The following is a 25319-nucleotide window of genomic DNA, read 5'->3' on the forward strand; positions in this document are numbered from 1 at the left end:
CGGGGTGGTCCGGTGCGGCAGGGAATGGTTTGGCTGGGTCGGGTGGCGACACGGCGAAAGCGAATCGACACCGGGGCCGCCGCACGGGAATGCGGCGGTGTTTGCAACAAGCCTAGCACGGGGCCGCATTCCATGTCGATACGCTGGAGCGGCAGAGGCAACATCCGTTTTGCGGCAGCCCGCTGAGTGACCGCCGCCGTTTGTGCACGCGAACGGCTTGCCTGCGGGGCGCGGCGGGGCTAGTATGCGCCTCCGTGCCGCCGCCCTGCCTTGCCGTGTGCCAGCGAGAGGCCAGGGCGGGCATGACCGCCCGGCGCCGGAACATCGGTGCCGCGGCCTTCACAGGAACTTTCAGCACAGGACGCCATCATGACCGCCACTGCCGCCACCACTTCCGCCCAATCCGCCTCCCGCGGGGGCATCGTCTGCATCACCGGGGCCACCGCCGGGTTCGGCGCGGCCACCGCCCGCCGCTTCGCCGCCGACGGCTGGCGCATCATCGCCACCGGACGCCGCCAGGACCGCCTGGACGCGCTGGCGGCGGAACTGGCGGAACTGACGGAACTGGGTGACGGCAACTGCCTGCCGCTGCGCTTTGACGTGCGCGACGGCGATGCGGTGCGGGCCGCGCTGGAGAGCCTGCCCGAAGCATGGCGCGCCGTGGACGTGCTGGTGAACAACGCGGGGCTGGCCCTGGGGCTGGAACCCGCCCACCGGTGCAGCCTGGACGACTGGACGACCATGGTGGACACCAACATCAAGGGCCTGCTGCACGTGACCCGCGCCTTGCTGCCCGGCATGGTGGAGCGTGGGCGCGGTCACGTGGTCAACCTGGGGTCCATCACCGGCACCTATGCCTACCCCGGGGCCAACGTGTACGGTGGCACCAAGGCCTTCGTCATGCAGTTTTCGCGCGGCCTGCGGGCCGACCTGCACGGCACCGGCGTGCGGGTGACCAACATCGAGCCGGGGCTTGCGGAAAGCGAATTTTCCGTGGTGCGCTTTGGCGGCGACGCCGACCGCGCCGCCAAACTGTATGAAGGCGCGTCCGCCCTGCGTCCGGAGGACATTGCGGCAACCATTGCCTGGGCGGTGTCCTGCCCGGCCCACGTCAACGTGAGCCGCATCGAGGTCATGCCCACCAGCCAGTCCTTCGGCGCGCTGCCCGTCCACCGCGCCTGACATCGTCCGCAACTCCGGGCGATCGCCCGGAGGGTACCCCTTCCCGGCGAACCACCCGGCGCTGTACAATCCGCCTGCCCTGCCCCGCCAGCACGATGCGGCGGGGCCACCGGGCATGCATACCCTGCCACCCCATCGGAGCGGCATCCATGAGCGCCATCGCCAACCTGTTCGTGACCACCTTCGTCAAGATGTTCTTTCTGCTGACGCCGTTCTTCGTGCTGACCATGTTCCTGACCATGACCCGGGACATGGCACCGCAGACACAGCGCAGGCTGGCCGTGCGCGTTGGCGTGGCCGTATACGCCGTGTGCATGTGCCTGTACTTTTTCGGTGAATACATCTTCGACCTGTTCGGCATCACCCTGGATGCGTTCCGCATCGGCTCCGGGTCGTTGCTGTTCCTTTCCGCCGTGGCCCTGGTGCGCGACCCCTCGCCCGCGCGCGTGCAGGAAGTGAACGGCGACATCAGCGTGGTGCCGCTGGCCATTCCCATCACCGTGGGGCCTGCCACCATCGGTGCACTGATGGTCATGGGCGCCACGGTGCGCGGCCCGCTGGAACGGGTCATGGCCAGCCTGGGCCTGCTGGCCGCCGTGGTGTGCGTGGGGGGGATCCTGTACATCGGCCCGGCCATCGAAAAGCTGCTGGGGCGCACGGGTATTTCCATCCTCAGCAAGATTACCGGGCTGATCCTGGCGGCGTTGTCCGCCCAGATCGTGTTCACCGGGGTGCGCGGGTTCCTGAACTGACAACGGGGCGGCGGCCCTCCCCAAAAAGCGCGTTCCCAACTCGCACCCCGCCCGCGCCTGTCCGCTCCTTCCGCAGGTCATCCTGTCTGTCTCTTTTCGTTGCCCGCATGCGCATGGCCGCCCGACACCTGTCGGGCGGCCATTTCGTTCGTCACGGAAGCCTTCCGACGTTCACCGATACTCGGCAGGCGCGATGCAGCTGACGAAAGGCACACATTCGCACGCCAGAGGCCCATCGGGTCGCTTGGGTTCGCACGGTTTCGCATTGTTCAGCAGTGTTCCGAACGGTTCCGGCATGACGCGGCGCAGCACGGAAGGCCCGGCGCGGTAGTGTCCAGAAGTTTGCGCACTTTCAGTAGCCGCCAGTTGCGCGCGGTTGCGTGCCGGTTGTCGCCGGACAAAACGAAAGGGCGGCTCCCTCGCGGGGGCCGCCCTTGTGTGTCATGTCGTGCCGGTGTCGATGCATCTACAGCCAGTTGAACCAGCGCTTCCACGAGCCTTCGCGCTGTTCCTGCACCTTCTGCGACTGCTGCTGGCGGTACTTGAGGTAGGCAACCTTGCTTTTTTCTTCGGCATGATCGCGCAGATCCTCGATTTCCGGGAAGTTTTCCACCACGTACACGTAGCGACGCCAAGCGGCGCCATAGCGTTCGGCACGCCAGAAGAAGTCGCCGATGTACAGCTCGCGCTCGGCAAGCAGACGGCGGCATTCGGCGATGTGCTGCTTGGCCTTTTCGGCATATTCGGTGCCGGGGTAGCTTTCGCGCAGGCGCTGGTAGTACTGGATGGCTTCCGTCAGGCCCGTGGTGGGCCGGTCGATGGACAGGAAGGCCTTCTGGCGCGACTGCCCCACCTGATACAGCACGTAGGGAATGGCCTCGTGCCGGGGGTGCAGGGTTTCGAATTCCTTGTAGGCTTCGCCCGCCAGCAGGTAGTCCTCGTCCAGGAAGTGGGCGTCGGCCAGCGAGAGTTCGGCCTCGATGGTGTACGGGCTGAACGGGAACTGTTCCTTCAGCTTGCTGAAGGATTCCGCCGCTTCGCCGTAGCGCTTTTCGCGCATGGAGTCGTTGCCGGCCTCAAAGAGCTCCTGCGCGGTTTCTTCCGGCGGGGGCAGGTAGAAGTAGTCGATGATGCCGCAGCCCGAAAGCAGCAGCACCAGCAGCACAGGGGGCAGAACGGCCAGGAGACGGGAAAGGGCGTTACGCATCGAGCTGTTCCAGGTAGGTGAAGGCTGCGGTTGCGGCAGTGGCCCCGTCACCGACGGCGGTGGTCACCTGGCGGCAGGCCTTCGACCGGATGTCCCCGGCGGCGAAGACACCCGGCAGGCTGGTGCGCATCTCGGTATCGGTGATGATGAAGCCCTGCGGGTCCTTGTCGATGCCGTCGGGCAGAAAGTCGCCCACGGGTTCGAAACCGATGAAGATGAACAGCCCGTCCAGCGGCAGGAAGCGTTCTTCGCCCGTCTTCACGTCGGCAAGGGTGACGCCGGTCAGGCCGGTGTCGCCGTGCAGCTTGCGGACGACGGAGGAAAACTCGATGTCGATGTTGGGCGCGGACTGCACCTTTTCCTGGTAGCACTTGCAACCGCGGAACTCGTCGCGGCGGTGGATCAGGTGCAGGTTGGCCACCAGCTTGGCGAGGTACAACGATTCCTCGAGGGCGGAGTTGCCGCCGCCCACCACGCCCACCTTCTGGCCGCGAAAGAAGTTGCCGTCGCACAGGGCGCAGTACGAAATGCCCTTTCCGATCAGGCGGTCTTCGTCCGGCAGCCCCAGCTTCTTGTAGCGGGCGCCGGAGCAGACCACCACGGTCTTGCCGACGATCCATTCGTCGCCCACGCGCACGCGGTTGGCGCCGGGGGCGGGTTCGAACGCGGTGACGGCGTCGTTGTACTTGTCGTGGGGGTAGCGTTCAAGGTGGGCGGCGAACAGATCCGCCAGTTCCCACCCCTGAATGCCCTTTGGAAAGCCGGGGTAGTTCTCTATCTCGGCGGTCATGAGCACCTGGCCGCCGGGAGACAGCTTTTCGACAAAGGCGACGCTCACGCCGGAACGTAAAAGATAGAGGGCGGCCGTCATGCCGGCCGGCCCTCCTCCAATGACGATGGCGTCGTAAGTCTTCATGTTAGCCAAGGGCCTTCTGCGCGATCATGTCCTTGATGCTGCTCTTGGACACGGCGCCGGTGATCTGCTCGACCACTTCGCCGCCCTTGAACAGGATCAGGGTGGGGATGGCGCGGATGCCGTACTTGGAGGGGGTGGCGGGGTTTTCGTCCACGTTCATCTTGGCGATGAGCACCTTGCCGTCGTATTCGGCGGACAGTTCGTCGATGACGGGGCCCATCGCGCGACACGGACCGCACCAGGGAGCCCAGAAGTCGATCAGCACGGGAAGGGAGGATTTGAGGACGTTGGCTTCGAAGTTGGCGTCGGTGATCTGAACGGCCATGGTGCACTCCTTTTGGTCGTATATGCGATGCGGCGACCGCACCCGGGACGGTCGATGCCCGGTTTCGTACGGACAGGACCCGGAAACGGCAAGGGCAGAAGCGTCGTGCGGGGGCTGCGCGGCGGACCGCGCATGGCGATGCCCCGGCAGGTGACCCGCCTCCTGCCAACCTATGAAGAAATAGTAGGGCGCTGCTGGCGTGTCAAGCACGACGGCGCGGTCAGCCCGCTTCTATACACTGCGGAACATGGTGAAATCATCGGGAATCGAGCGCCCGCGCGGGATGGCCTCCAGTGCAAGGCCGTGCCCCAGCCCAAGGGACGCCAGCCGCCAGCCCGCATGGGCCACCATGATGCCGTTGTCCGTGCACAGTGCGGGCGACGGCAACAGCAGTGGCAGGCCCGCCCTCCGGGCAAGATCGCCAAGCGCTTCACGGACATACGAGTTCGCGGCCACGCCGCCGGCAGCCACCAGCGCCCGTACGGGGGCGCGGCGAGGACCGGGGGCCGGACCGCCCTGCCCTGCACCTGCTGCACAGGCAGCCTGATCCGGCGATGCGGCCCGGCCCGACAGTGCGGCCCGGCCCGACAGTGCTGCCTGGTCCGACAATGCGGTCTGACCGGCATCCGTGGCAACCGCTGCACCCTTTTTCCGCTTCTTTCTGGCCGGTGCGGCGGGCGTGCCGGGCAGCGGACCGTTTTCGCGCACCAGGGCGCGCTCCAGCTTGATGCGCAGGGTGTCGGCTACGGCGTGGTTGAACGAGGCGCACATGTCGTACAGGGCTGCCATATCGGGCAATTCCGGCTGGACCAGATTAGACGTGCCGTTGACGGAACCCGCCGCACCTGCCGAACCATCCGCCACGGCGCGTGCGGCCTTTATCAGCGCGGGGTTGGCCTGCACCACCAGCCCGGCGGCGGTCTTCAGTCCGCTGAAGCTGAAATCGAGGTTGTCGTTGTCGACGTAGGGCCGGGGAAACATGGCGGGGGTCACCGTGCCCTTGCGGCCCAGTTCATCGATGGTGCGCCCGCCGGGATAGGCCAGGCCCAGTTGCTTGGCCACCTTGTCGAAGGCCTCGCCCGCAGCGTCGTCCAGGGTGCGCCCCAGCAGGGGCATGTGGCGCGGCGATTCCATGCGATAGATGTGGGTATGTCCGCCGGACACCAGCAGGCCCAGCGCGGGATACGGCATCTCTTCGGCAATGCCCGCCGCCAGCAGGTGGGCGTGCAGGTGGTTGACCCCCACCAGCCGCGCGCCGGTGGCCAGTGCCAACCCCTTGGCAAAGCCCATGCCCACCAGCAGGCTGCCCAGCAGGCCCGGCCCGCGCGCCACGGCCACCACGTCGATGTCGGCAGCGGTCACGCCTGCGCGGCGCAGCACCTCGTCGCACAGGGCGCCGATGAGCCGGTAGTGCTCGCGCGAGGCCAGTTCCGGCACCACCCCGCCGAACAGGGCGTGCACGTCGGCCTGCGAGGACATGACGTCGGCAATGACCACGCCGTCGCGTACGAGCGCCAGCGCGGTTTCATCGCACGAGGTTTCTATGCCGAGACAGAGCATTATGTACCGTCGCAGAGGCCGAATTGCCCAATTAAAAAGTTTTGAAGGATGGGGAGGGGTTCGGGGAGGGGAAGGAAACTTTTTCGCGTTGCGGTCGCCATCCGTAAGGTTTGCTTCGCTCACCTAACGGCTGCCGCAAAAGTTTCCTTCCCCTCCCCGATTATCGTCTTTTTCAGAACGCCGACCCGCCCTACCCTGCGCGACGGGTGTAGATGTCGGTCACGGCCTGCACGTCGCGGCGCGAGCCGATGAACAGGGGCACGCGTTCGTGCAGCACCTGGGGCGTGATGTCCAGGATGCGGCCCGTGCCGTCGGTGGCAAGGCCGCCTGCCTGCTCGGCCAGAAAGGCCAGGGGCGAGGCTTCGCACTGCAGACGCAGCTTGCCCTGCGGCTTTTGCGGGTCGCGCTGGTCCATGGGGTACATGAAGATGCCGCCGTACAGCAGGGTGCGGTGAAAATCCGCCACCAGCGAGCCCACGTAGCGCAGGGAATAGGGCTTGCCGCGTTCGTTGTCGGTGCCCTTGAAGTAGCCGACGGCCTCGCGGGTGGCGTCATCCCAGTAGTGCCAGTAGGATTCGTTGACGGAGTATATCTTGCCCCGCTCGGGGATGCGGATGTCGGGGTGCGAAAGCAGGAATTCGCCCACGGTGGGGTCCAGGGTGAAGCCATGCACGCCCTGGCCGGTGGAATACACCAGCATGGTGGAGGGGCCGTACAGGATGTAGCCCGCGGCCACCTGCTCGGCGCCTGCCTGCAGCACGTCTTCCATGGTGGCGTCGTCGCCCGAAGGCGACTTGCGGCGCAGGATGGAAAAGATGGTGCCGACGTTGATGTTCACGTCGATGTTGGACGAGCCGTCCAGCGGGTCGAAGATGAGGATGTAGTCGCCCCGGACGAGCTTTTCGGACACGCGGATGACGTCGGCGTTTTCTTCCGAGCCCATGGCGCACAGCGCGCCGGAGCGTTCCATGCGGTAGATGAGCACACGGTTGGCGAATTCGTCCAGCTTCTGCACGTTCTCGCCCTGCACGTTGACCTCGCCGGTGCCGCCCAGAACGTCCAGCAACCCCGCCTTGTTCACGCTGCGGGCGATGATCTTGGCGGACAGGATGAGGTCGTTCAACAGGGTGGTGAACTGGCCGGTGGCTGCGGGCGAACGCTTCTGGTGCAGCAGCAGATGCTCGGTAACGGTGACCTCTGGCATGGAGTGCTCCTGGCGGAACCGCGCCGGTGCGGCGCGGTGTGGAAGTACCGGGCACGGCCCGGCGGATGGGGGAAAGGCCAGAAACGGCGCGCGCCGGGGCGCACCGCCCGCCAGATGGCGGAAACGGGCACGCCCCGGCGCGACGCGAACCTTATCGGATGGCTTCTTCCTTGACCTTCTGATCGTCCGACGCCTGCGGCGCGGGCTTGGTCAGGATGCTGCCCTCGGATTCGTCAAGTTCGGGGTAGGCGGGCTGGATTTCCGTCACGGGCTCGTTGGGGTTGCTGGCCGAACCCAGCGCGGCGGCCTGCTTGAGGATACCGAGCTGTTCCGGCTTTTCGGGAAAGCTGCCAGCCTCGGGCACGGCAAACACCAGCGGCAGGTTGCCGAGGTAGCGCGACACCCAGTAGAACTCGCCGTTGGTGTTGGCAACGGTGCCGTAGACGTCCTTGGTGAGCACGGCGCCCCAGTCGGTGGAAGCGATGGGAGTGGCCTGCGCGTCGAAGCGGCCCGGCCACATGACCTGGCCGGGCGCGGCGATCATCAGGTCCGCCGGGCGCGACGAATACGGCAACAGCGCGCGGATGTCGAAATGGGCGATGACCAGCCCCCGGAAGTCGGTGCCGGAGTACACGGGCACGCCCACATACACTTCGGGCCCCATGGGGGTATCCTGCACGTAGCTGCGCAGGGCGCGCATGTTCTGCTTGGCGTCTTCCTTCAGCAACGGGGTGAAATCCAGCGGCTTCATGGACGCTTCGGGCTGCTGGGCCATGACGTTGCCATCGTGGTCCACGGCGGCCAGGCCGCTGATCCACGGAAAGCGCTGGAACATCTGCTTGGCCCACGCGGTGTCGGGCTTGCGGTCGCTGTTTTCCAAGGCGCGTTCAAGCGCGCGCAGTTGGATGTCGATTCCGGCAAAGCCTTCGGCCAGGCGGGCTTCGGCGGGCGCCACCTCGCCCTTGTCCTCAAGGTCGAGCTTGGCGGGGGTATTCAGATATTCGCGGTAGTACCGGCGGGTGTCCTTCCAGTACTCCTTGGCCTCGTGCTTGCACCCCGTCGCCAGCAGCACGCCCAGCGCGAGCAGCAGACAGGCGGCCTTGTTGACTCGCTGCACTCTCTTTCTCCTGAATGGATCGTTGCGATCTGCGGCAGGCCGACTGGCGCGGGGCTTTCCCCGTCCCCCTTCGTCACGAAGGACGCGCACGGCTGCCGCGCGGTATCCCCGCGCGTGGGTTCGATACGAATTTCGGGCCCGCTATCCCTGGGCGCGCGCCTCCAGGCGTTCGGCCAGCGATTCGAGCATGTGGATGAGCTTGTGCTTGCCCTGAAGGGGCTGCCCCTCGTCGGTCGCCTGCTGCCGCTGGCTTCCCTCCCCCGCGGACTTGAGGCGGTTGGTGAGTTCCTGGATCACGCTGGCGATGTCGGCGCGCTCTTCGTCGCTGCCCGAGGCGGCCATCAGTTCCTCGTAGATGTCAAGGGCGCCGCGCAGGTCGCCCTGCTCGGCAAGCACCTGCGCCATGGAGCGGGTGCGCAGCGAAAAATGTTCTTCTTCCTCGTCTTGGGCGTCCAGTGCATCGGAAGTGGTCGCGTCAACATCAGTTGGCGCAGATGGCGCGTCTGGTGCACCGGCTGCACGTTCTTCTTCATCGCCATCGGCGTGGGCAGCCGCACGCGAAAGCGGTGCGTGTCCGAGGGTTTCGTGCGGAACGGCGGTTGCGTCATGCATGCCAGGCATGCCGGATTCGACTATGGCGGAAGGCCCGACGGGGGTCGCCGCCGGATGCGTGGCGGGCGCGGGATCCGTGCCGTTGCCGCCCAGCATGGCGCGCAGCCCGTGCTCGATGACGGATGTCCACGAAAGAGCGCCCTGGGTGCCGGAACGGAACGAGGCCGCCAGAAAGGCCAGGGCCAGCGCGGTGTCGCGGCCCTTGTCCCCGGCGGCCAGGCAGGCGCTCCAGGCATCCCAGAAGCCGGGATACGCGCCCAGCAGGCGGGCCAGCTTGCCCACTTCGCCGTCGCGCAGGTCGTCCCTGTGACTGGAATGCAGGAGTTCTATGAGGAAAAGGCGGGCTTCGATGAATTCGGGATGGCGGTCAAGCCCCTGACGCAGGGTGGCTATGGCGTCATCGGGTTGGCCGTTTTCAGCCAGCAGGCGGGCGAGCGGAAAAAAGACCTTAGAACTCGGTTCGAGTTCAAGTACCTCTTGATACCACTCAATTTTTGCCTTCATCAGATCCGGCTCCCGGTGTGGCCGCTTCCGCCTGCGTCTCGGGGAAGATGTAGAGGATTTCGTTGTCCTTCACGAAGTTCAACCGCTTGCGGATCATCTTTTCGACATATTTTCCGTCCGCCTGCAAGAGCCGTATTTCGCGGCTGAGGGCCAGGTTGCGGGTGTCGAGATCCTTCAGCCGGGCCTCCATGGCGGTGCACTGCTGCTTCAGCATCTTGTACGCCACCATGCCCTGGTCGCTCCAGACAAGGCGATACAGCAGAACAACGTTGAGGGCCAGGGAAAGGCCGATGAGCAGGCGACGCCAGAACATCTCTGTCACTGCAACAGCCGACGCTGTTCGCCGCGACGGCGCATGGCGGAAACCGGCCCTTTCAGTTCTTCCAGAAAATTCGCGGTGGCTCGCTCTATGCGGCGCACATCGTCCTCGTCCAGCAGCACGGCGTCAAGCCGTTCCATGAACGACTTGAGCACGGTGAACTCCTGCATCAGTTCGCCCCCAAGCTCCAGCCGCTCCAGATCGGGCTCAAGCTCAAGGATGGTCTGCAGGCAGTTCTTCAACCTGCTGTGCAGTCCCTCGTGATCCTGCATGAATGCGTCTCCGGCCATGCGCCCCGCCTGTGCGGGCTAGGCCCGTCCGGCGCCATCCTTGAGCCAGTTTCCGTAAAATGTATACAGGTAGTTGAAGCCTGAAAATACCGTGAGAAACAACGCGATGTAAAGCATAAACTGCCCTGCCGGGTTGGGGTCCAGCCCGAACCACTGGTAGTGCAGCATCAGCGGCACCAGCGCCAACATCTGCATGACGGTCTTCATCTTGCCGAACTTGTCCGCTGCAATGACCAGCCCTTCATCGGCGGCCACGGCGCGCAGGCCGGTGACCATCAGTTCGCGCGCGATGATGACGATGGCGATCCACCCGGCAATCCAGCCCAGTTCCACCAACATGATCATCACCGAGCCGATGAGGATCTTGTCGGCCAGCGGGTCCAGGAACTTGCCGAAGCTGGTCACCATGTTCGAGCGCCGCGCGATGTGCCCGTCGATGACGTCGGTGGCCGAGGCCAGCGCGAACAGCACCACGGCTGCCAGGCAGGTGATGCGGCCCGGGAACATCAGCAGCGCGACGATGGCGGGCACGATGAAGATGCGCGCCAGCGTTATGCGGTTGGCAAGGTTGAACATCCGCTGAAAGGGGCTTGGTTGCTGCGTCATGTGGGTGTTCCTAGCACACTTCGTCGCGCTGGCAAAGGGAGGATGGCGACCCCGCCGCGAAAGGAGCCGCCCTGGTCATCCTGTTACGTCATGTCCCGCCGTGGACCGCCGTTGCCCGCCATGCCCTGGCAGACGCCCGGCTGGCGTGCGGGCTGTTCTTGCGGGGGCGGCATCGGGCCGGTACGCGCGACTTCGCACGCACCGACCCGGTCGCATATATCAGGCGGACGTCATGTCAGGCTGACGGCAGGCGGTCATGGGACGGGTATGGGACGGGTATGGGACGGGCATGGGGCAGCCATCAGGCGTGGGTGCTGGCCACGGCTTCCAGGCTGTTCTCGGACGCGGCCGCGATGTTGTCGGCCAGCTCCAGAAAGCCCTGCTTGGCGCGCGAATCCTCTTCCAGCATCACCACGGGCACGCCCCGGTCGGCAGCCACCACGGTGGCCGGATCCAGCGGTACGGCGCCAAGGAAAGGCAGGCCGCACTTTTCGGCCAGTTCGCGCCCCCCGCCCTTCTTGAACAGCGAAATTTCTCCGCCGCAATGCGGACAGTACAGGCCGCTCATGTTCTCGACCACACCCAGCACGTTGGCCTGGGCGTATTGCAGGAAGTTGATGGCCTTGCGCACGTCGGCCAGCGAGATTTCCTGCGGGGTGGTCACCACCACGCACAGGGCATCGGGGATGGTCTTCAGCACGGTCATGTGCTCGTCGCCGGTGCCGGGGGGGGAATCGATGAGCAGAAAGTCCAGGTCGCCCCAGTTCACGTCGGACACGAACTGACGGATGGCCGCCGTCTTCTTGGGGCCGCGCCACAGCACCGCCGTGTCGCGGTCCTTGAGCAGTGAATCCATGGAAATGACGAACAGGTTGTCGTTGTATTTCGCAGGGTTCAGCAGGCCGCCACGTTCGTCGGCCTCTATGCCCGCACGCAGGCCCAGCAGGTTGGGCACGCTGGGACCGTGGATGTCCACGTCCAGGATGCCCACCTTGTAGCCCCGCGCGGCCAGGGCCGCCGCCGTGTTCACGGTGACGGAGCTTTTGCCCACCCCGCCCTTGCCGCTCATGATGAAGAGCTTGTATCTGATCCGCCCCAGCGTGGAGGAGATGATCTCGTCCTGAATGGCCATGCCGGCGCTGGGCTTGCCCGTTTCGGCCTTGTTCCTGGCCGAGGGGCAGGTGCTGCACGAGGACATATGGATGCTCCTTGTCTGTGGCCGCCTGGCCGGTGGCGCGGCGGGCCATGAAATTGCGATGCGGCGGGGCTTGCCCGCCCCGGTAAGGTAATGAATCGCGCCGCCCCGTCAAGCAAAAGGACCAGCACGACAGCGCCGGGGCAGACGAACCCCGCACGGGATGCCGGTGCGGCGTCAGTTCAGGAACTTGATCGCCACGAAGCCCAGCACGCCGAGCACCAGCGTGCCCAGCAGCACGAGGTCGAACCGGCGTTCCAGAAAGTGGCGCACCCGTTCACCGAACAGATAGATGAGCCCGGCGATGACGAAAAAGCGCAGCCCCCTGCTGACCACCGAGGCCAGCAGGAAGGTGGGAAAATCTATGCGGAAGGCCCCGGCGGTGAGCGTGCACAGCTTGTACGGCACCGGGGTGAGCCCGGCCACGGCCACGGCCCAGGCGCTGTAGGTATCGTACCACGCCTTCACGGCGTGATACTGCTCCTGCAGGCCGTAAAAGCGCACGATGGGCATGCCGACCACGTCCATGAAGAACATGCCCACGAAATAGCCCACGATGCCGCCCGCCACGGAAGCCGCAAGGCAGATGGCGGCCAGGCGCAACGCGCGTTCACGCGCGGCCAGGGCCATGGGAATCAGCAGCAGATCCGGCGGCAGGGGAAAGAAGACCGATTCGGTGAACGAGACCAGCACCAGCATGCGCACGGCGCCGCGTGATGCGGCGGCGGCCCACAGCCGGTCGAGAAGGCGGGAGAAAAGGCGCATGGCGTCGGTTGTCCTCAAGGGTGTTGGAAACGGCGCGGGCCCGGACGCTGCACGGTCGGGTGGACGAGAATCAGGTTGCGCAGGGACGGAATGCTTCCTCCCCTGCCCCGCCTGCCCCGCCTGCCCCGCCCGGCACGCCCGGCACGACGGTCAGCCGCGCCAGCCGTGGGTGCCCACCAGGTCCACGAAGGCCACGCCGCCCTTGCTTTCGCGCACCACGCGGCCACCTTGCTTGCGCACCACCACCAGTTCCTGCATGCGCTTGCTGGACCCCACGGGAATGACCAGGATGCCCGGGTCGGCCAGCTGCTCGATGAGCGGCAGCGGCACTTCCGGCCCGCCCGCCGTGACCAGGATGCGGTCGTAGGGGGCGGCCTCGGGCCAGCCCAGAGTGCCGTCGTCCAGCTTCAGCCGCACCTTGCGGTACTTCAGCGTGCGCAACAGGTCGCGCGCGGCGGCGTGCAGTTCGCGGATGCGTTCCACCGTGTACACGTCCATGCCCATTTCCGCCAGCACGGCGGCCTGGTAGCCGGATCCGGTGCCGATTTCCAGCACCCGCAGGCCCGGTTGCGGCTCGATGATCTGTGACATGAGCGCCACGATGAACGGTTGCGAAATGGTCTGTCCGTGCCCGATGGGCAGGGGGTGGTCCTCGTAGGCCTGGGCGCGCAGGGCTTCCTGCACGAACAGATGGCGCGGCACGGAACGCATGGCCGCAAGGACGGCCGGGTCGGTGATGCCGCGCGTCTCGATCTGCTGTTTCACCATGCGCTCACGGTTGCGCTTCATGTCGAGCATGCGCGGTCCTCTCTGGAATGGGTGCCCCGCGAGGGGGGGGAGCGTCGCGTTGCCGTGGCAGGCCGCGCACGACTGCACACACCGCGTCAGGCCACGCACCCAAGGGGCTGGGGGGCGGCGTGCGGCAAGGGCCACCACGGGGAGGCCGATGTGCGGGCAAACTGCGGAACGGCATGCGAACGGGCAGAACCGGCAAAACCGGCAGAACCGGCGGGACAGGCAGGACGGGCGTTGCGAGTCGCCTCGTCCATACGGCCCCGGCATGGTTTGGAAAACAGATTTTGCCCCCGGCGTCAATCATGGGGGCCGCAACGCCGGGTTCACGAGCCTTCGCATAGCCCCTTCCGGCGCCCATTGCCCCGCCCGTTTCGCCAGCCCTGCGTAGCGCGGATACCGCCCGTGTCGCCCCGGCTTGCTTGACTTATGCGCGGAGTATGCGACACTTGCGGAAACGCGCTTGCGGGGGAAACCATGCTCTACGTCGGCGATCTCATGTCCACCGGGCTCTTCACCCTGAAGAAGACCGATTCGCTCCGGGCGGCCCGCTCGCTGATGCAGCTGGCCCGCATCCGGCACATTCCCATCGTGGATGCCAAGGGCGACTTTCAGGGGTTGCTGACCCACCGCGACATCCTGTCCGCCACCATCTCGCGCTTCGCCGGCGTGGACGAGGCGGTGCAGAACGAGATCGACGCAGGTATTCCCGTGGGCGAGATCATGCGTACCGACGTGGTGCGCGTGCACCCCGACACCCTGCTGCGCGATGCCGCCGAACTGCTGTTGCACCACAAGTACGGGTGCCTGCCCGTGACCGAGGGCGACAGGCTGGTGGGCATCGTGACCGAGGCGGACTTCCTGAAGCTGACCATCAGCCTGCTGGATGCCGTCGAACACCCCTAGGCAGGCCGCCCAAACGGTTTGGACACGAGCCGCCCGGCTTTCAGGGCGGCTTTTCACTTGAAAGGATCAGGAGACATGACTGCAGCAAAGAATCTTTCCATCGTGATCGTCTTCGCGGCCCTGCTGGGGCTGCTCGGCATCGGCGGCTTCATGCTCTTTCAGGACATGGAAGGGCCGGAAGTCATCCTTACCCCGGACACGGGGCGTGCCTCGCCGCATCAGGATCTGAACCTGATCCTGCGCGACAAGAAGTCGGGCATCCGGTCCGTCACCGTCACGGTGAAAAAGAATTCGCACTCGCTGGTCGTGCTGGACAGCGCCTTCACCGATGGCCGTCGCGAACAGCGCGTGGCCTTCAACCTGAAGGATGCAGGCCTGAAGGACGGCGCCTTCGACCTTGAAGTGCGCACGGCCGACACCTCGCTGGCCGGGTTCGGCAAGGGCAACACCACCACCAGGGTCTACCCCCTGCGTCTGGACACCCAGCCCCCGCGCGTTTCGGTAAAGAGCATGCCCCCCTACGTGCGGCGCGGCGGCACCGGTTCCATCCTCTATTCGGTCAACGAAGATGTGGAACGCACCGGCGTGAAGGTGGGCGACCTGTATTTTCCGGGGTTCAAGCAGCCAAGCGGCGACTACATCTGCTTCTTCGCCTTTCCGCACTTTCTCACCGTGGCCCAGTACGCCCCGGAAATCACCGCCGTGGACCTTTCCGGCAACGCCATGGCCAGCCGCCTGGTCATTCGCCCGCTGGACCGGGTGTTCCGGCATGACAACATCAACATTTCCGAAAGTTTCCTGGCCAGCAAGATGCCCGAATTCGAGCAGGACGTGCCCGGCGACCTGAGCCCGCTGGAACGTTTCCTGAAGGTGAACAACGATCTGCGCGCGTCCAACGAACAGAAGCTGCTGGAAATCGGCAAGGATACCGCGCCGGCCATGCTCTGGCACGGGGCGTTCCTGCAACTGCCCAATTCGGCCACCCGGGCCGGGTTTGCCGACAACCGCAGCTACCTGCACAACGGACAGAAGGTGGACAACCAGACCCACCTCGGCCTGGACTTCGCCTCGCTGGCCATGGCCGAGGTGCCCGCTTCCAACAGCGGGCGGGTGGTCTTTGCCGGGCATCTCGGCATTTACGGCAACCTCGTGGTCATCGACCACGGCCTTGGCCTGCAAACCCTGTACTCGCACCTCAGCGAGATTTCGGCCAACGTGGGCCAGCAGGTGAAAAAGGGCGACGTCATCGGCAAGACCGGCACCACCGGCATGGCGGGCGGCGACCACCTGCACTTCGGGGTGACCATCGGCGGGGTGCAGGTACAGCCGCTGGAATGGCTGGACCCGCACTGGATCGAAGACAACGTGACGGGACGTCTGAAGTAGCGCCTGCCCTGCCCGGCCACGAGGCCAGGCAGGAAGGGAATGCGAACGCCTTTTGAACAAAAAACGGGGAGCCCATGGGCTCCCCGTTTTTCTTTATCCTTCAGAGTGTTGCGGGAAGATTTCGAGAAAGATCGCTTCCGCGTCCCATGGCGGGAATCAGTATCCTTCACCTGTCACTTTAAGAACAAACCCGCACACGAACTGACCGCGGGCACCCTCATTCAGCCGCAGGGAAACAGCCCCGGGCAAGGGTCGGGGAAGTACCGGCATGCCCCCCGTCCTACGCGCCCCCCGGTTGCAACAGGAATGCCTTAAGGGCCACCGCGTTGTTGCGTGCCTCGTCCCGCGCCGCGTAGAGCAACGTGACGCGGCCCGGCCCCGCCGCCATGTCTCGCAGCAAAGCAAGCTCGGGATGGGCGGATGCGCGCAGTTCCGCATGGTAGCGGGTCAGGAATTCCCGCCATCGGCCGGGATCGTGCCCGAACCAGCGGCGCAGATCGTCGGACGGAGCCACGCCGCGCAGCCAGTGGTCGATGCGGGCCTTGTCGCGCGCAAGGCCGCGCGGCCACAGCCGGTCCACCAGCACGCGCACTCCGTCGTCAGTGGCATCAACCGACGGCGCCGTCTCGTACACGCGCCGCACGCGCAGTTCCGCCATGGTTGCCTCCTTGCCTGACGCTCCCTGAACACGCATTCACCCATCACATGCGACACGAGCCTGCCCGTGGCAAGTCCGGGCAGCGGCATGCGTCCGGAGCCCGGCGGATATTCCCAGACACTCCGCCTCTTCCCGCCCCTCCCCGTGCCATCTGTCCGCCGCGCAAACGGAAGACGGGCGGCCCGAAGACCGCCCGTCCGTACATTCTGCAACGTGAATCAGGCACGCGCGTGGCGCGTATACCGTCTACACTACCACTTCTTGGCGCGCTGGGCCTCCAGGGCCTTGGCCTGTTCCTCGAAGCTGGCGAACCCGGCCTGGTGCAGGGCGTCGGACACGGTGCCCGCCCAGTCCCAGGTGGCGTAGATGACCGGCTTGTGGAAGGTGGCCCGGAACTGTTCCAGCTCGGAGCGGTAGAACTTTTCCTTGGGGGTTTCCAGGCTTTCGCGCAGCAGTTCGTGCAGGCGGCGCAGCTCGCCTTCGTACCAGTCCATCAGGTCTTCGGCCTGGGTGTACTTCTTGAGGATGTGGCCGTAGCCCTTTTCCTCCAGCAGCGCGCGCAGGTTGGCCAGGTGCTGGTTGCGCAGCCAACTGCCCAGTTCCGAGGTGGGGATGTTTTCGGCCTCCACCTCGGCCATGTCCAGCTTGGTCTGGTAGTAGGTGTCGGGCACCACCGAGGCGGACACGATGCCCGCGATGGCCACCAGGCCGCGCAGGATCTTGCTGTTGGACACGCCCTGGCCGCAGAAGCCCACCTTGCGGGCGCACTTCTGGCCGGTGAAGATGGTCACCAGGATGGCCCAGACCACGGCGGGATCTTCCTCGTCGTAGATGTGGCCGAGGCGCGCGTTGTCGCGGTCGGTGGCCAGCACCATCTGGGTCATGTCGTTGGAGCCGATGGAGAACCCGTCGAACTCCTCGATGAACTGCTTGGCCAGCACGGCGTTGGACGGGATTTCCGACATCTGGATCATCTTCAGCCCGTCGACGCCGCTCTTCAGCTTGTGCACCTGTTCCAGATAGCGGCGCATGGAGCGCGCTTCTTCCAGGGTGCGCACGAAGGGCAGCATGAGCTGCAGGTTGCACCCGCCGTACACGCCGCGCGCCAGCTTGAAGGCCTCGATTTCCCAGTCGTGCAGGTTGCGCGACACCCCGCGGAAGCCCAGCATGGGGTTGTCTTCCATCTGCTCGAACAGGTTGCCGCCCAGCAGGTTGCGGTACTCGTTCGACTTGAAGTCGGTGGTGCGGTAGACGATGTCCTTGCCGTAGAAGGCCATGGCGAACAGGGCCAGGCCCTGCGACAGGGTCTGGACGTAGTGCTCCTTGCCGGTGCGGAAGCCGCGCGAACGGATCAGGGCGCGAATCTTGTCCGGCACGGCGCGCATGTCGTCCATTTCCTTCTGCAGGCCGCTGCGCAGCCCCACCTCGTGGCGCAGGCGGGCGATCTTGGCCAGCGCGTCCTGCACGGCGGGGATGTCCTCGACGCGTTCCACCTGGGCGCGCACGTTGGCTTCTATCTCGGCACGGCGCTTCACCGTGTCCGGGTCGATGCCGTTCAGCAGCGCCAGTTGGTCGTCGTAGCCCATGATCACGCGCACGTGGTCTTCAAGGTCGATGGACGTCTTCAGGATGTCGATGCGGCGGGTGGCCAGTTCCACATGCTCGTCCAACTTGTGGTCCAGTTCGCGCATCTTGCGGTGCATGACCAGCACCTGTTCGGTGCCGCGCAGGTTCTCGCGCGAGGCCAGGGCCTCGATTTCAGCCGACAGGCCGGTGATGTGGCCCACGTACTCGCGCAGCTTCATGTCGATGGCGATGAGCCCGGCGGACAGTTGCTCTCGCAGGATCTTGGACAGGCGGGAATCCAGTTCGCGCAGCTTGGCGTGCACGGCGTGGTCCAGTTCACCGCTGTCGAAGGCTTCCAGCGCCTGCGGATGCACGCCGATGTTGCCCAGCATGAATTCCGCGCGCAGCAGGCCCACCTCGAAGTCTTCCACCTCGCGCAGGCGCGAGAGGAACATGGCCTGGCCCACGTCGGCCAGGATCAGGCCTACCTTGGTCTTGGTGGGGGGGAGCTTCGACAGGTCCATCTCGCCGCCCACTTCGCGCAGGGGCAGCATGCCCCGGTACACCCGGCCCCGGGTGCCGTCCACGGTCACTTCCTGGCCGTCCAGGGCGCGCAGGATTTCCAGGCGCTGAATGCCGATGACGGCGGGGATGCCCAGTTCGCGCGAGGTGATGGCTGCGTGGCTGGTGTCGCCGCCCACGTCGGCAAGGATGGCGGCAGCCACGCGCATGCCGGGCACCATGTCGGGGTCGGTGCGGTCGGCGGCGAGGATGTCGCCCTTGTTGATCTTGTTCAGTTCCAGGGCGGACCGCAGGAACTTCACCCTGCCCTGCCCGGCCCCGCGCGACGCGCCGTTGCCTTCCAGCAGCACCTCGGCCTGGCTGGCCGCCTTCGGGTGCACCTCGCGGCGGCGCATGAAGATGGTGTGCGGGTGTTTTTCCAGCTCTTCGTTCCAGCGGGTTTCGGGGCGGGCCTGCACGAACCACAGCCTGTCGGCCGAGTCGATGCAGAATTCGGTGTCCATGATCATGTCGCCGTAGGCGCGGCTGATGGCGCGCACGCCCTTGGCCACCTGTTCGGCCTGGGCCAGCGAAAGCGACCAGCGATACGCCTCGATCTCGGGCACGGAAACCTTCTTGGTGCCGCCCTTCTCGTCGTAGACGATCTTCTTGTCCTTGCAGCCCATCTGGCGGATGACCACCTCGGGCCCGTCGTCACGCTGGAAGACGTAGAACTTGTCGGGGGTGACCATGCCGCCCACCACGGCCTCGCCCAGGCCGTAGCTGGCGTCCATGCCCACCAGGTCCTTGCGGGCGGTGCCACGGCAGCCGGTGGCGGTATCCGCGCTGAAGGCGGTGCCCGAAATGACCGGGTTGATCATGCGCATGATGCACACCGAGAGCGAGGTGTTCTCGATGGCCCATTCCTGCTTGGCCTTGATGGCGATGGATTCGTCGCCGGTGGCTTCGGCACGGGCCTGCGCGTCCAGGATCGCCTCGCGGCGGTAGGTCATGGAACGCAGGTTGTAGGCCGATGCGCAGTCCCAGTGGTAGGCGGCGGAGGCGCGGCTTTCGCCCACGATGTTCAGGTAGGTGTCCTGCAACCCGGCAAAGGCCTTCTTGCGCGAGTCTTCGCCGGCGGCGGAGGAACGCACGGCCACGGGCACGTCTTCGGCGCCCGCTTCCTTGCAGATGGAGCGATAGGCCTCGCGCACGCAGTCGTCCACGGCCTTGGGCAGCTCCACGCACAGGATGCCCGCCTGCACCAGCACCGAGCGCTTGCGCAACTGGTCGATGCCTTCCGGCGAGGTGGCGAAGCCTTCCACCACGTTGTTGACAAAGGTGCGCAGCTTGATCTGGGTTTCATCCGGCTTGGCGGAAGCCTGGGCGCGGATTTCCTTGGCCAGGTTACGGACGAACTTTTGCAGGAACTCCGAATCCTTGTTGATCTCCGGATCGTTCCAGTCGATGCGGTTGTATTCCTTGTCCACGGTGGCGCGGACGAGCGATGCGTTGACCCTGGTTTCGTCGAGCAGGATGTGGAACGCCTGCGACGATATGGCGCGGAACTCGGGTGCGCGGATTCCTTCCACCTGGCTGATGATGGCGGTGTTGTAGTTCTTGCCGCCGACCAGCAACTCGGCATCGTCGCCGATGCGCACGATGTCGGCGCCAGTCAGCACCAGCTTCTTGGTGAGTTCGGAAATCTCGGCGCCAGCCTTGGCGGCCTTGGCCGCAGGCTTTTCAACCGGAGTTTTGCCCATTCGTGAATCCTCCTGTGGGGGATAGAAACGCTTGCCTGAAGGTCCGATACCCGAAAACGACGGTCTTGTCCCACGCGCACGGGGCGTGGGGTGATCAACCGGTGGGTATCATGCAGGGGGCTGGCATGGGGTGCCGGTCTCCTTATGGGGGGTTCTCGCATCGTCGCCCGCGGCCCGTACAGGCCGGGCCGGGCGGTGCCTGGTACAGCCGAAGGATAGCCCGCGCGCGGCCCGGGGGTGCCGGGGCCGCGCGCGGAATGTCTGCTTATGGATTCAAGGCTTCGCCGCAGTAGGGGCAGAAGTCGATGCCTTCCATGGTGATGGGCCGCGAACACGCCACGTTGGGGCAGGTGCGCGGGATGGGCCCAAGCTCCACGATCAGTTCGCCTTCGCGGACGGGCATCATCTGCTTGCTTTCGCGGTAGTCGGCGGTCTTCAGCACGCGCTTGACCATGCCGGAAACCGGGGCCAGCACCGCCTTTTCCTGCTTCATGATGGAGATGTTGAACAGCTCCTCGCCCTGCTTCACCACGTCGCCGGGGTGCACGTACATCACCCACAGGTCGCCGTTGCTGGGCGCGGCCACGTGCAAGGGATTGGACGGATCGGCCTTTTCCGAGCCCTTGCCGTCGGCGATGGCAGCCTTGGCCACCTGCACCTCGCAGCTCATGAACTCGGAATCGAGCACGTAGCGCACCACGCTCATGCCCGCCTCGTTGGGGCGCGAGATGCTGAGCAACGAGAGATGGTGCGGCTTGCCGTTGGAATCGACGAAGTTCAGATCCTCGCCGGGGGCCACGCCCTCGAACCAGACGTCCAGCGGCAGGTTGTTGGGGTTGCCGAAGCGGGCCCGCAACTGGATGGTCTTGATGGCGTCGCCGGGGTGGTTCAAGTACAGGACGAACTCTTCTTCCGTGGGCTTGCGGCGCATGATCTCGATGTAGCCGCGTTCTTCCGCAGCCATGTCCACGTCGGTCAGCGAATCAAGGGGCGATGCCTCGGTGCGCGAGGCGATGGCCTTCTTCCATTCGTTGCCGAAGGCGCTTTCGTACACCCAGTCCGCCGGAAAGCCGAGGGGCAGCTTGCCGAAGCGGCCCAGCAGCAGGTTGCGGAAGGCGTCGTTGCAGTCCTGGTAGATGGACAGGCGCGCCTTGCGCATTTCCGCCGTCAGGTCTGCCTCGTTGTGCCGGGCCACGTGGTCCAGCACTTCCAGCAGGTAGCGCACTTCTTCTTCGCCGCCGCGCTTGTAGGCGTTGGTCACGGCAAGGAAGGCGGTGTTCCAGGTTACCTGCGAGCCGGGCGTCACGTCGTGGTAACGCACGATCTTGCGGGTGCCCGCCAGGTATTTGAGCATGTACGGCAAGAGGTGGATGTACCCCTGCTTCATGGCCCCTTCCTGCGACGACGAGGTGGCCCCGCCGGGCATGGCGTGCTCGACCACGTCGTGGTCGATGCCCTGGAAGTACGGCGCGCAGTAGCGGTCGTAGTACGGCATGATCTGCTTGAGCACGAAGTTGCAGTCGCGGATCATGTTCTTGTTCAGGTTGGTCTTCAGGCCCAGCTCGTCCTCGATGTAGGCGGCAGTGGCCAGCACGTCGCCCTGCCCGTACGAACGGACCGAAGCGCCCAGGGCAACGTCCACGATGTGCGTGCCGGCCTTGGCGGCGGCCCCCACGGAGGGCACGAACAGGCCGTCGGTGTAGTGGCGATGGTAGTGCAGCACCAGCGAGGGCCAGCGCTTGCGCAGGGCAGAGACCAGAGCGGTCATGAACCGGGGCGGGCACATGCCTGCCATGTCCTTGAGGCCCAGGATGATCATCTTCGCGGCCTGGTCGGGGCCGACACCGGCCACGCTGCCCACCATGCGCAGCACTTCCTCGGTAACGCCGAGGTAGTGATCCACGTCGAAGCCCTTGGCCCACGACAGCGACAGCGCGGGCTCGAAGACCACGTCGGTGCGGTTCAGAGCAACTTCGGCGAAGGGCCGCATGTTCTCGATGTGGTTCAGGAAGTCGAAGCAGCGGATGATGTGGTGGGTATCGCACACCATCTCGCCGGTCATGCGCATGAGGTTCTTGGGCTGCGGCTTGTACCCCAGCACGTTGGTGGAGCGGATGAGGATCTGCTTCAGCGTCTTGGGCGCAAAGCGGTTCCATTCCTTCGCTTCCGAGAAGGGGTAGGTCATGTTGGCCATGAGCGCCACGTGGAAGTGGGCGCCGCCGCCGTTCTCGATGGAGAAGAACCCGCAGTTGTCCAGATACGGTCCGATCAGCGCGTCTTCCGCCAGGCGGAAGCGGTTGCCGCTGTTCGACTGGGTCATGTCACGGGGGGTGGTGTCGGTGAAGTGCACGTGGCCCGCGTCGCGCAGGTAGTCCAGCAGCGCGGTGCGGTCGCCGGTGGGATACGGCGAGGCGGCGCGGCGCACGGCGCCGGGAATGTGCGGCAGCACCGGCTCGAAGCGGGGCATGCGCGGGGTTTCGCGGGTGCGGTATTCACCCAGCTGCACGTAGGGGTTGTAGCCCTTGGCCGAAACCTCGGCCACCAGCCGGGCAAGGCGCTCCGCCTCGGGGGCGAGGTCGGAGTAGCACATCAGTTCCGGCGTGTTGGCGATGAAGTTGGTGTCCAGGTCGCCAGCGCGGAACTTGGGGTGCTTCAGCACCTGCTTGTAGAACGGGATGGTGGTCTTGATGCCGCCGATGACGTACTCGCCAAGGCAGCGCTCCATGATGCCGAGCACCTTTTCCCAGCCCTGCCCGTAGGCGATGAGCAGGGAACCCGCCGAGTCGTAGTTGGACGGAAACTCGTAGCCCGCGCACATGTTCGAGTCCAGGCGCACGCCGGGGCCGCCGGGCGACACGTAGCGGCTGACCAGGCCCGAATTGGGGGCGAAATGGTTCTGCGGGTCTTCGCAGTTGATGCGCACCTGCATGGCCACGTGCTGCGGCGCGGTGTTCTCCTGGGTGAAGCGCAGCTTGGCGCCAAAGGCCACGGCGATCTGCTCTTCCACAAGGTCGATGCCGTAGCGGCATTCGGTGATGCCGTGCTCCACCTGAAGGCGGGTGTTCACCTCGATCAGGTACGGCGTGCCGTCGGCGGTAACCAGGAATTCCACGGTGCACAGCGAATGGTAGCCCACCTCGCGCACCAGCATGCGCGAGTATTCCTTCAGCCGTTCGCGCAGTTCGGGCGTGATGCCCGGCCACGGCGACGGCGTGATCTCGATGAGCTTCTGGTGGTTGCGCTGCACGGTACAGTCGCGTTCGTCAAAGGCGAACACGTTGCCGTACATGTCGGCGATGACCTGGATTTCGATGTGGCGCACCGCAGGAAGGTACTTTTCCACGTACAGGCGCGGATTGCCGAACGAGGCCTGCGCCATGGTGGACGCCTTCATGAAGGCGTCGGAAAGTTCTTCCGCGCGATGAATGGCAAAGATGCCCCGGCCGCCGCCCCCGCCTTCCGCCTTCAGCATGACAGGCAGGCCGATCTCGTCGATGATGGTGCGCGCGGTGGGAATGTCCACGGCCCCCTCGGAACCGGGAACAACGGGGATATCCAGCTTCTTCGCCAGCTTGCGAACCTGCACCTTGTTGCCGAGCAGGTTCATGGCCTCTGCGGTGGACCCGATGAAGGTCAGACCGGCGGCCTTGCATTTGGCGGGGAAGCGTTCGTCTTCGGAGGCGAAGCCCCATCCGGGATGGATGGCGACGATGCCGCGCTGTTTGGCCAGCGCGATGATGTGGTCGATGTCCAGATACGCTCTGGGGTCGGAACCCAGCAGCAGCAGTTCCTGCGCTGCGGAGGCGGCCGGAGAGGTCTTGTCGATGTCGGTGGCGGTCATGACGGCCACGGCATCGAAGCGTTCACGGATGGAACGGCAGATCCGGCGGGCCGGGATACCCCGGTTGGCCACCAGAATCGCCTTGCCCCTCACCTCTTCCAACACCTGCTCGAAGGTCTTGATGCCCATCTAATCCTCGGTATCCTGGCTGTCCGGCCCGCAACGGGCGACCGGAATTGACGTGCGCGCATGCGCGGGGCGCATGGAATACGGATCACGAAGGTATGGGCGTGATGCTGCCGGAGCGGAGTATGTGTTCCCTGCCCGAAATGACAATCCGCAGGCCCCCCTGCGGTTCGAGTCCAAGAATCCTGCCCGGACAGTCACCCACTTCGCCACCGTGAACCACAACCCCACGGCCTACCCAGGCAAGATGCTTTTCCGCGCACGATACGAAATCGGCCCCACCGGCGCGTAGAACTTGCGCTTCATAGCAGAAACGTGAATCTTCCACAAGATGGCGCCACAGCGTCAACGGCGTGGCGGAAATGCCACGGTCGGCAAGACTTGCGGCGGGCACTGCCCAGCCTTGCCTTAGCGCCTGGGGCGGCGGTGCCGACACCACGTTGATGCCGATGCCCGCCAGCACCACTCCGCGTTTCTCTTCTATCAGCATGCCGCCCACCTTGGCATCGCCCAGCAACAGGTCGTTGGGCCACTTGAGCTGCACGGGCACGCCCAATGCGTTGAAAGCTTCCGCGAACAGGCAGCCGAGGGCGATGGCCGCCGCATCGGTGCTGAACACACCGGCGGCAGGCAGCCGCAAGGCCGCGTAGATGTTGCCGGGCGGCGATTCCCACGGGCGGCGCAACTGCCCCCGCCCGGCCCGCTGCGAAACGGCCAGCACGGTCCCCCATTCCGGCAGGGCTCCGGCGGCGGCAAGGGCATGGGCCACGTCCAGGCTGGAGGTGCACGGCCCGCACACGATTACCGGCGGAGGGACTGTGCCGGTTATGTAAGACGCGCAAGGAGCGGAAGACGACGAGGCTGCGGATGATTCCGTTGCCGCAGACCCGCCGGGCCGCGCCGCCAGCATGGCCACACTGCCCACGGTTACGGGAGTAAATTCCGGAAGCGCGGTAAGATCATCGCCCCAGCCGGGCAGGCTGCGCAGCGCTTCGGGCGGCAGCGGGTCGGCCAGCCATCGGGGGGCATCGTTTGCAGGCTGGCCGGAATACGACTGACCAGATGCCGCGCCGGGCGAAGACCCGGCAGACGGCAGCGGCAATCCTTCGTGCAACAGATGCACAACAAGGGAGCCCTGCCCCGCCTGGCTGGCGGCAGGCGGCAAGGCGTCGTCGGTGCGGTCTGGCTGAAAGCTGTTGCGGGACATGGAACCTCTGGACATGAAA

21 protein-coding genes are annotated in these 25319 nt (G+C 65.6%); 4 read left to right on the forward strand and 17 right to left on the reverse strand.

Features of this window, described 5'->3' with window-relative positions; genetic code table 11:
- The first annotated feature begins 369 nt into the window (after positions 1-369).
- Together DESTE_RS02300 and DESTE_RS02305 are read left to right on the forward strand one after the other, a co-directional pair.
- Positions 370-1182, forward strand: a complete 813-nt coding sequence (locus DESTE_RS02300; protein WP_051384263.1) for an SDR family NAD(P)-dependent oxidoreductase — start codon at positions 370-372, stop codon at positions 1180-1182.
- 149 nt (positions 1183-1331) lie between these two features.
- Positions 1332-1934 (forward strand): MarC family protein, encoded by a 603-nt coding sequence (locus tag DESTE_RS02305; RefSeq protein ID WP_035064557.1) that lies wholly within the window; start codon positions 1332-1334, stop codon positions 1932-1934.
- A 466-nt stretch (positions 1935-2400) separates the two neighbouring features.
- On the opposite strand, the gene DESTE_RS02310 is transcribed toward DESTE_RS02305, so the two are convergent.
- The 13 genes from DESTE_RS02310 to DESTE_RS02370 form a co-directional block, all read right to left on the reverse strand.
- Positions 2401-3141 (reverse strand): outer membrane protein assembly factor BamD, encoded by a 741-nt coding sequence (locus DESTE_RS02310; protein ID WP_035064560.1) that lies wholly within the window; start codon positions 3139-3141, stop codon positions 2401-2403.
- Entirely contained in the window at positions 3134-4057 is a 924-nt protein-coding gene (locus DESTE_RS02315; protein ID WP_035064563.1) for an NAD(P)/FAD-dependent oxidoreductase, read from the reverse strand. The genes DESTE_RS02310 and DESTE_RS02315 overlap by 8 nt, the downstream gene beginning before the upstream one ends.
- A gap of 1 nt (position 4058) precedes the next feature.
- A complete protein-coding gene (trxA, locus tag DESTE_RS02320; RefSeq protein WP_035064566.1) occupies positions 4059-4382 on the reverse strand; it encodes a thioredoxin in 324 nt (107 codons plus the stop codon).
- A gap of 231 nt (positions 4383-4613) precedes the next feature.
- The gene (gene tsaD, locus DESTE_RS02325; protein WP_035064568.1) at positions 4614-5942 is read right to left on the reverse strand and encodes a tRNA (adenosine(37)-N6)-threonylcarbamoyltransferase complex transferase subunit TsaD; all 1329 of its coding nucleotides are present in this window, start codon (positions 5940-5942) and stop codon (positions 4614-4616) included.
- 190 nt (positions 5943-6132) lie between these two features.
- A complete protein-coding gene (fbp, locus tag DESTE_RS02330; protein WP_035064571.1) occupies positions 6133-7146 on the reverse strand; it encodes a class 1 fructose-bisphosphatase in 1014 nt (337 codons plus the stop codon).
- 151 nt (positions 7147-7297) lie between these two features.
- Positions 7298-8263: a PDC sensor domain-containing protein gene (locus DESTE_RS02335; protein WP_035064574.1), complete on the reverse strand. Its 966-nt coding sequence runs from the start codon at positions 8261-8263 to the stop codon at positions 7298-7300.
- Between the two features lie 141 nt (positions 8264-8404).
- Positions 8405-9379 carry a tetratricopeptide repeat protein gene (locus DESTE_RS02340; protein ID WP_035064577.1) on the reverse strand — a complete coding sequence of 325 codons (975 nt, stop codon included), beginning with the start codon at positions 9377-9379 and terminating at the stop codon, positions 8405-8407.
- Positions 9363-9692, reverse strand: coding sequence for an FtsB family cell division protein (locus DESTE_RS02345; RefSeq protein ID WP_035064580.1), 330 nt, complete (start codon positions 9690-9692; stop codon positions 9363-9365). Before DESTE_RS02345 ends, DESTE_RS02340 begins: the two co-directional genes overlap by 17 nt.
- Positions 9693-9697: 5 nt before the next feature.
- A complete protein-coding gene (locus tag DESTE_RS02350) occupies positions 9698-9970 on the reverse strand; it encodes a hypothetical protein (protein WP_012611558.1) in 273 nt (90 codons plus the stop codon).
- 36 nt (positions 9971-10006) lie between these two features.
- Entirely contained in the window at positions 10007-10564 is a 558-nt protein-coding gene (pgsA, locus tag DESTE_RS02355; protein WP_035064585.1) for a CDP-diacylglycerol--glycerol-3-phosphate 3-phosphatidyltransferase, read from the reverse strand.
- A gap of 331 nt (positions 10565-10895) precedes the next feature.
- A complete protein-coding gene (locus tag DESTE_RS02360; RefSeq protein WP_035064589.1) occupies positions 10896-11792 on the reverse strand; it encodes an Mrp/NBP35 family ATP-binding protein in 897 nt (298 codons plus the stop codon).
- 174 nt (positions 11793-11966) lie between these two features.
- The gene (locus tag DESTE_RS02365) at positions 11967-12554 is read right to left on the reverse strand and encodes a YqaA family protein (protein WP_035064593.1); all 588 of its coding nucleotides are present in this window, start codon (positions 12552-12554) and stop codon (positions 11967-11969) included.
- A 150-nt stretch (positions 12555-12704) separates the two neighbouring features.
- Entirely contained in the window at positions 12705-13352 is a 648-nt protein-coding gene (locus DESTE_RS02370; protein WP_035064594.1) for a protein-L-isoaspartate(D-aspartate) O-methyltransferase, read from the reverse strand.
- 471 nt (positions 13353-13823) lie between these two features.
- Here DESTE_RS02370 and DESTE_RS02375 point away from each other — a divergent pair, with 471 nt between their 5' ends.
- Positions 13824-14252, forward strand: a complete 429-nt coding sequence (locus tag DESTE_RS02375) for a CBS domain-containing protein (protein ID WP_035064597.1) — start codon at positions 13824-13826, stop codon at positions 14250-14252.
- 75 nt (positions 14253-14327) lie between these two features.
- Positions 14328-15638 carry a M23 family metallopeptidase gene (locus tag DESTE_RS02380; protein WP_035064600.1) on the forward strand — a complete coding sequence of 437 codons (1311 nt, stop codon included), beginning with the start codon at positions 14328-14330 and terminating at the stop codon, positions 15636-15638.
- A 280-nt stretch (positions 15639-15918) separates the two neighbouring features.
- On the opposite strand, the gene DESTE_RS02385 is transcribed toward DESTE_RS02380, so the two are convergent.
- The 4 genes from DESTE_RS02385 to DESTE_RS02400 form a co-directional block, all read right to left on the reverse strand.
- Positions 15919-16296, reverse strand: a complete 378-nt coding sequence (locus DESTE_RS02385; RefSeq protein ID WP_035064603.1) for a DUF488 domain-containing protein — start codon at positions 16294-16296, stop codon at positions 15919-15921.
- A gap of 251 nt (positions 16297-16547) precedes the next feature.
- The gene (locus DESTE_RS02390) at positions 16548-20126 is read right to left on the reverse strand and encodes a PEP/pyruvate-binding domain-containing protein (protein ID WP_035064605.1); all 3579 of its coding nucleotides are present in this window, start codon (positions 20124-20126) and stop codon (positions 16548-16550) included.
- Positions 20127-20391: 265 nt separating this feature from the next.
- Positions 20392-24096: a pyruvate carboxylase gene (locus DESTE_RS02395; protein WP_035064608.1), complete on the reverse strand. Its 3705-nt coding sequence runs from the start codon at positions 24094-24096 to the stop codon at positions 20392-20394.
- Positions 24097-24181: 85 nt separating this feature from the next.
- Positions 24182-25315, reverse strand: coding sequence for a biotin--[acetyl-CoA-carboxylase] ligase (locus tag DESTE_RS02400; protein ID WP_245590702.1), 1134 nt, complete (start codon positions 25313-25315; stop codon positions 24182-24184).
- Positions 25316-25319: the final 4 nt, after the last annotated feature.

It is taken from the genome of Nitratidesulfovibrio termitidis HI1 (assembly GCF_000504305.1).
Taxonomy (GTDB): Bacteria; Desulfobacterota; Desulfovibrionia; order Desulfovibrionales; family Desulfovibrionaceae; genus Cupidesulfovibrio; species Cupidesulfovibrio termitidis.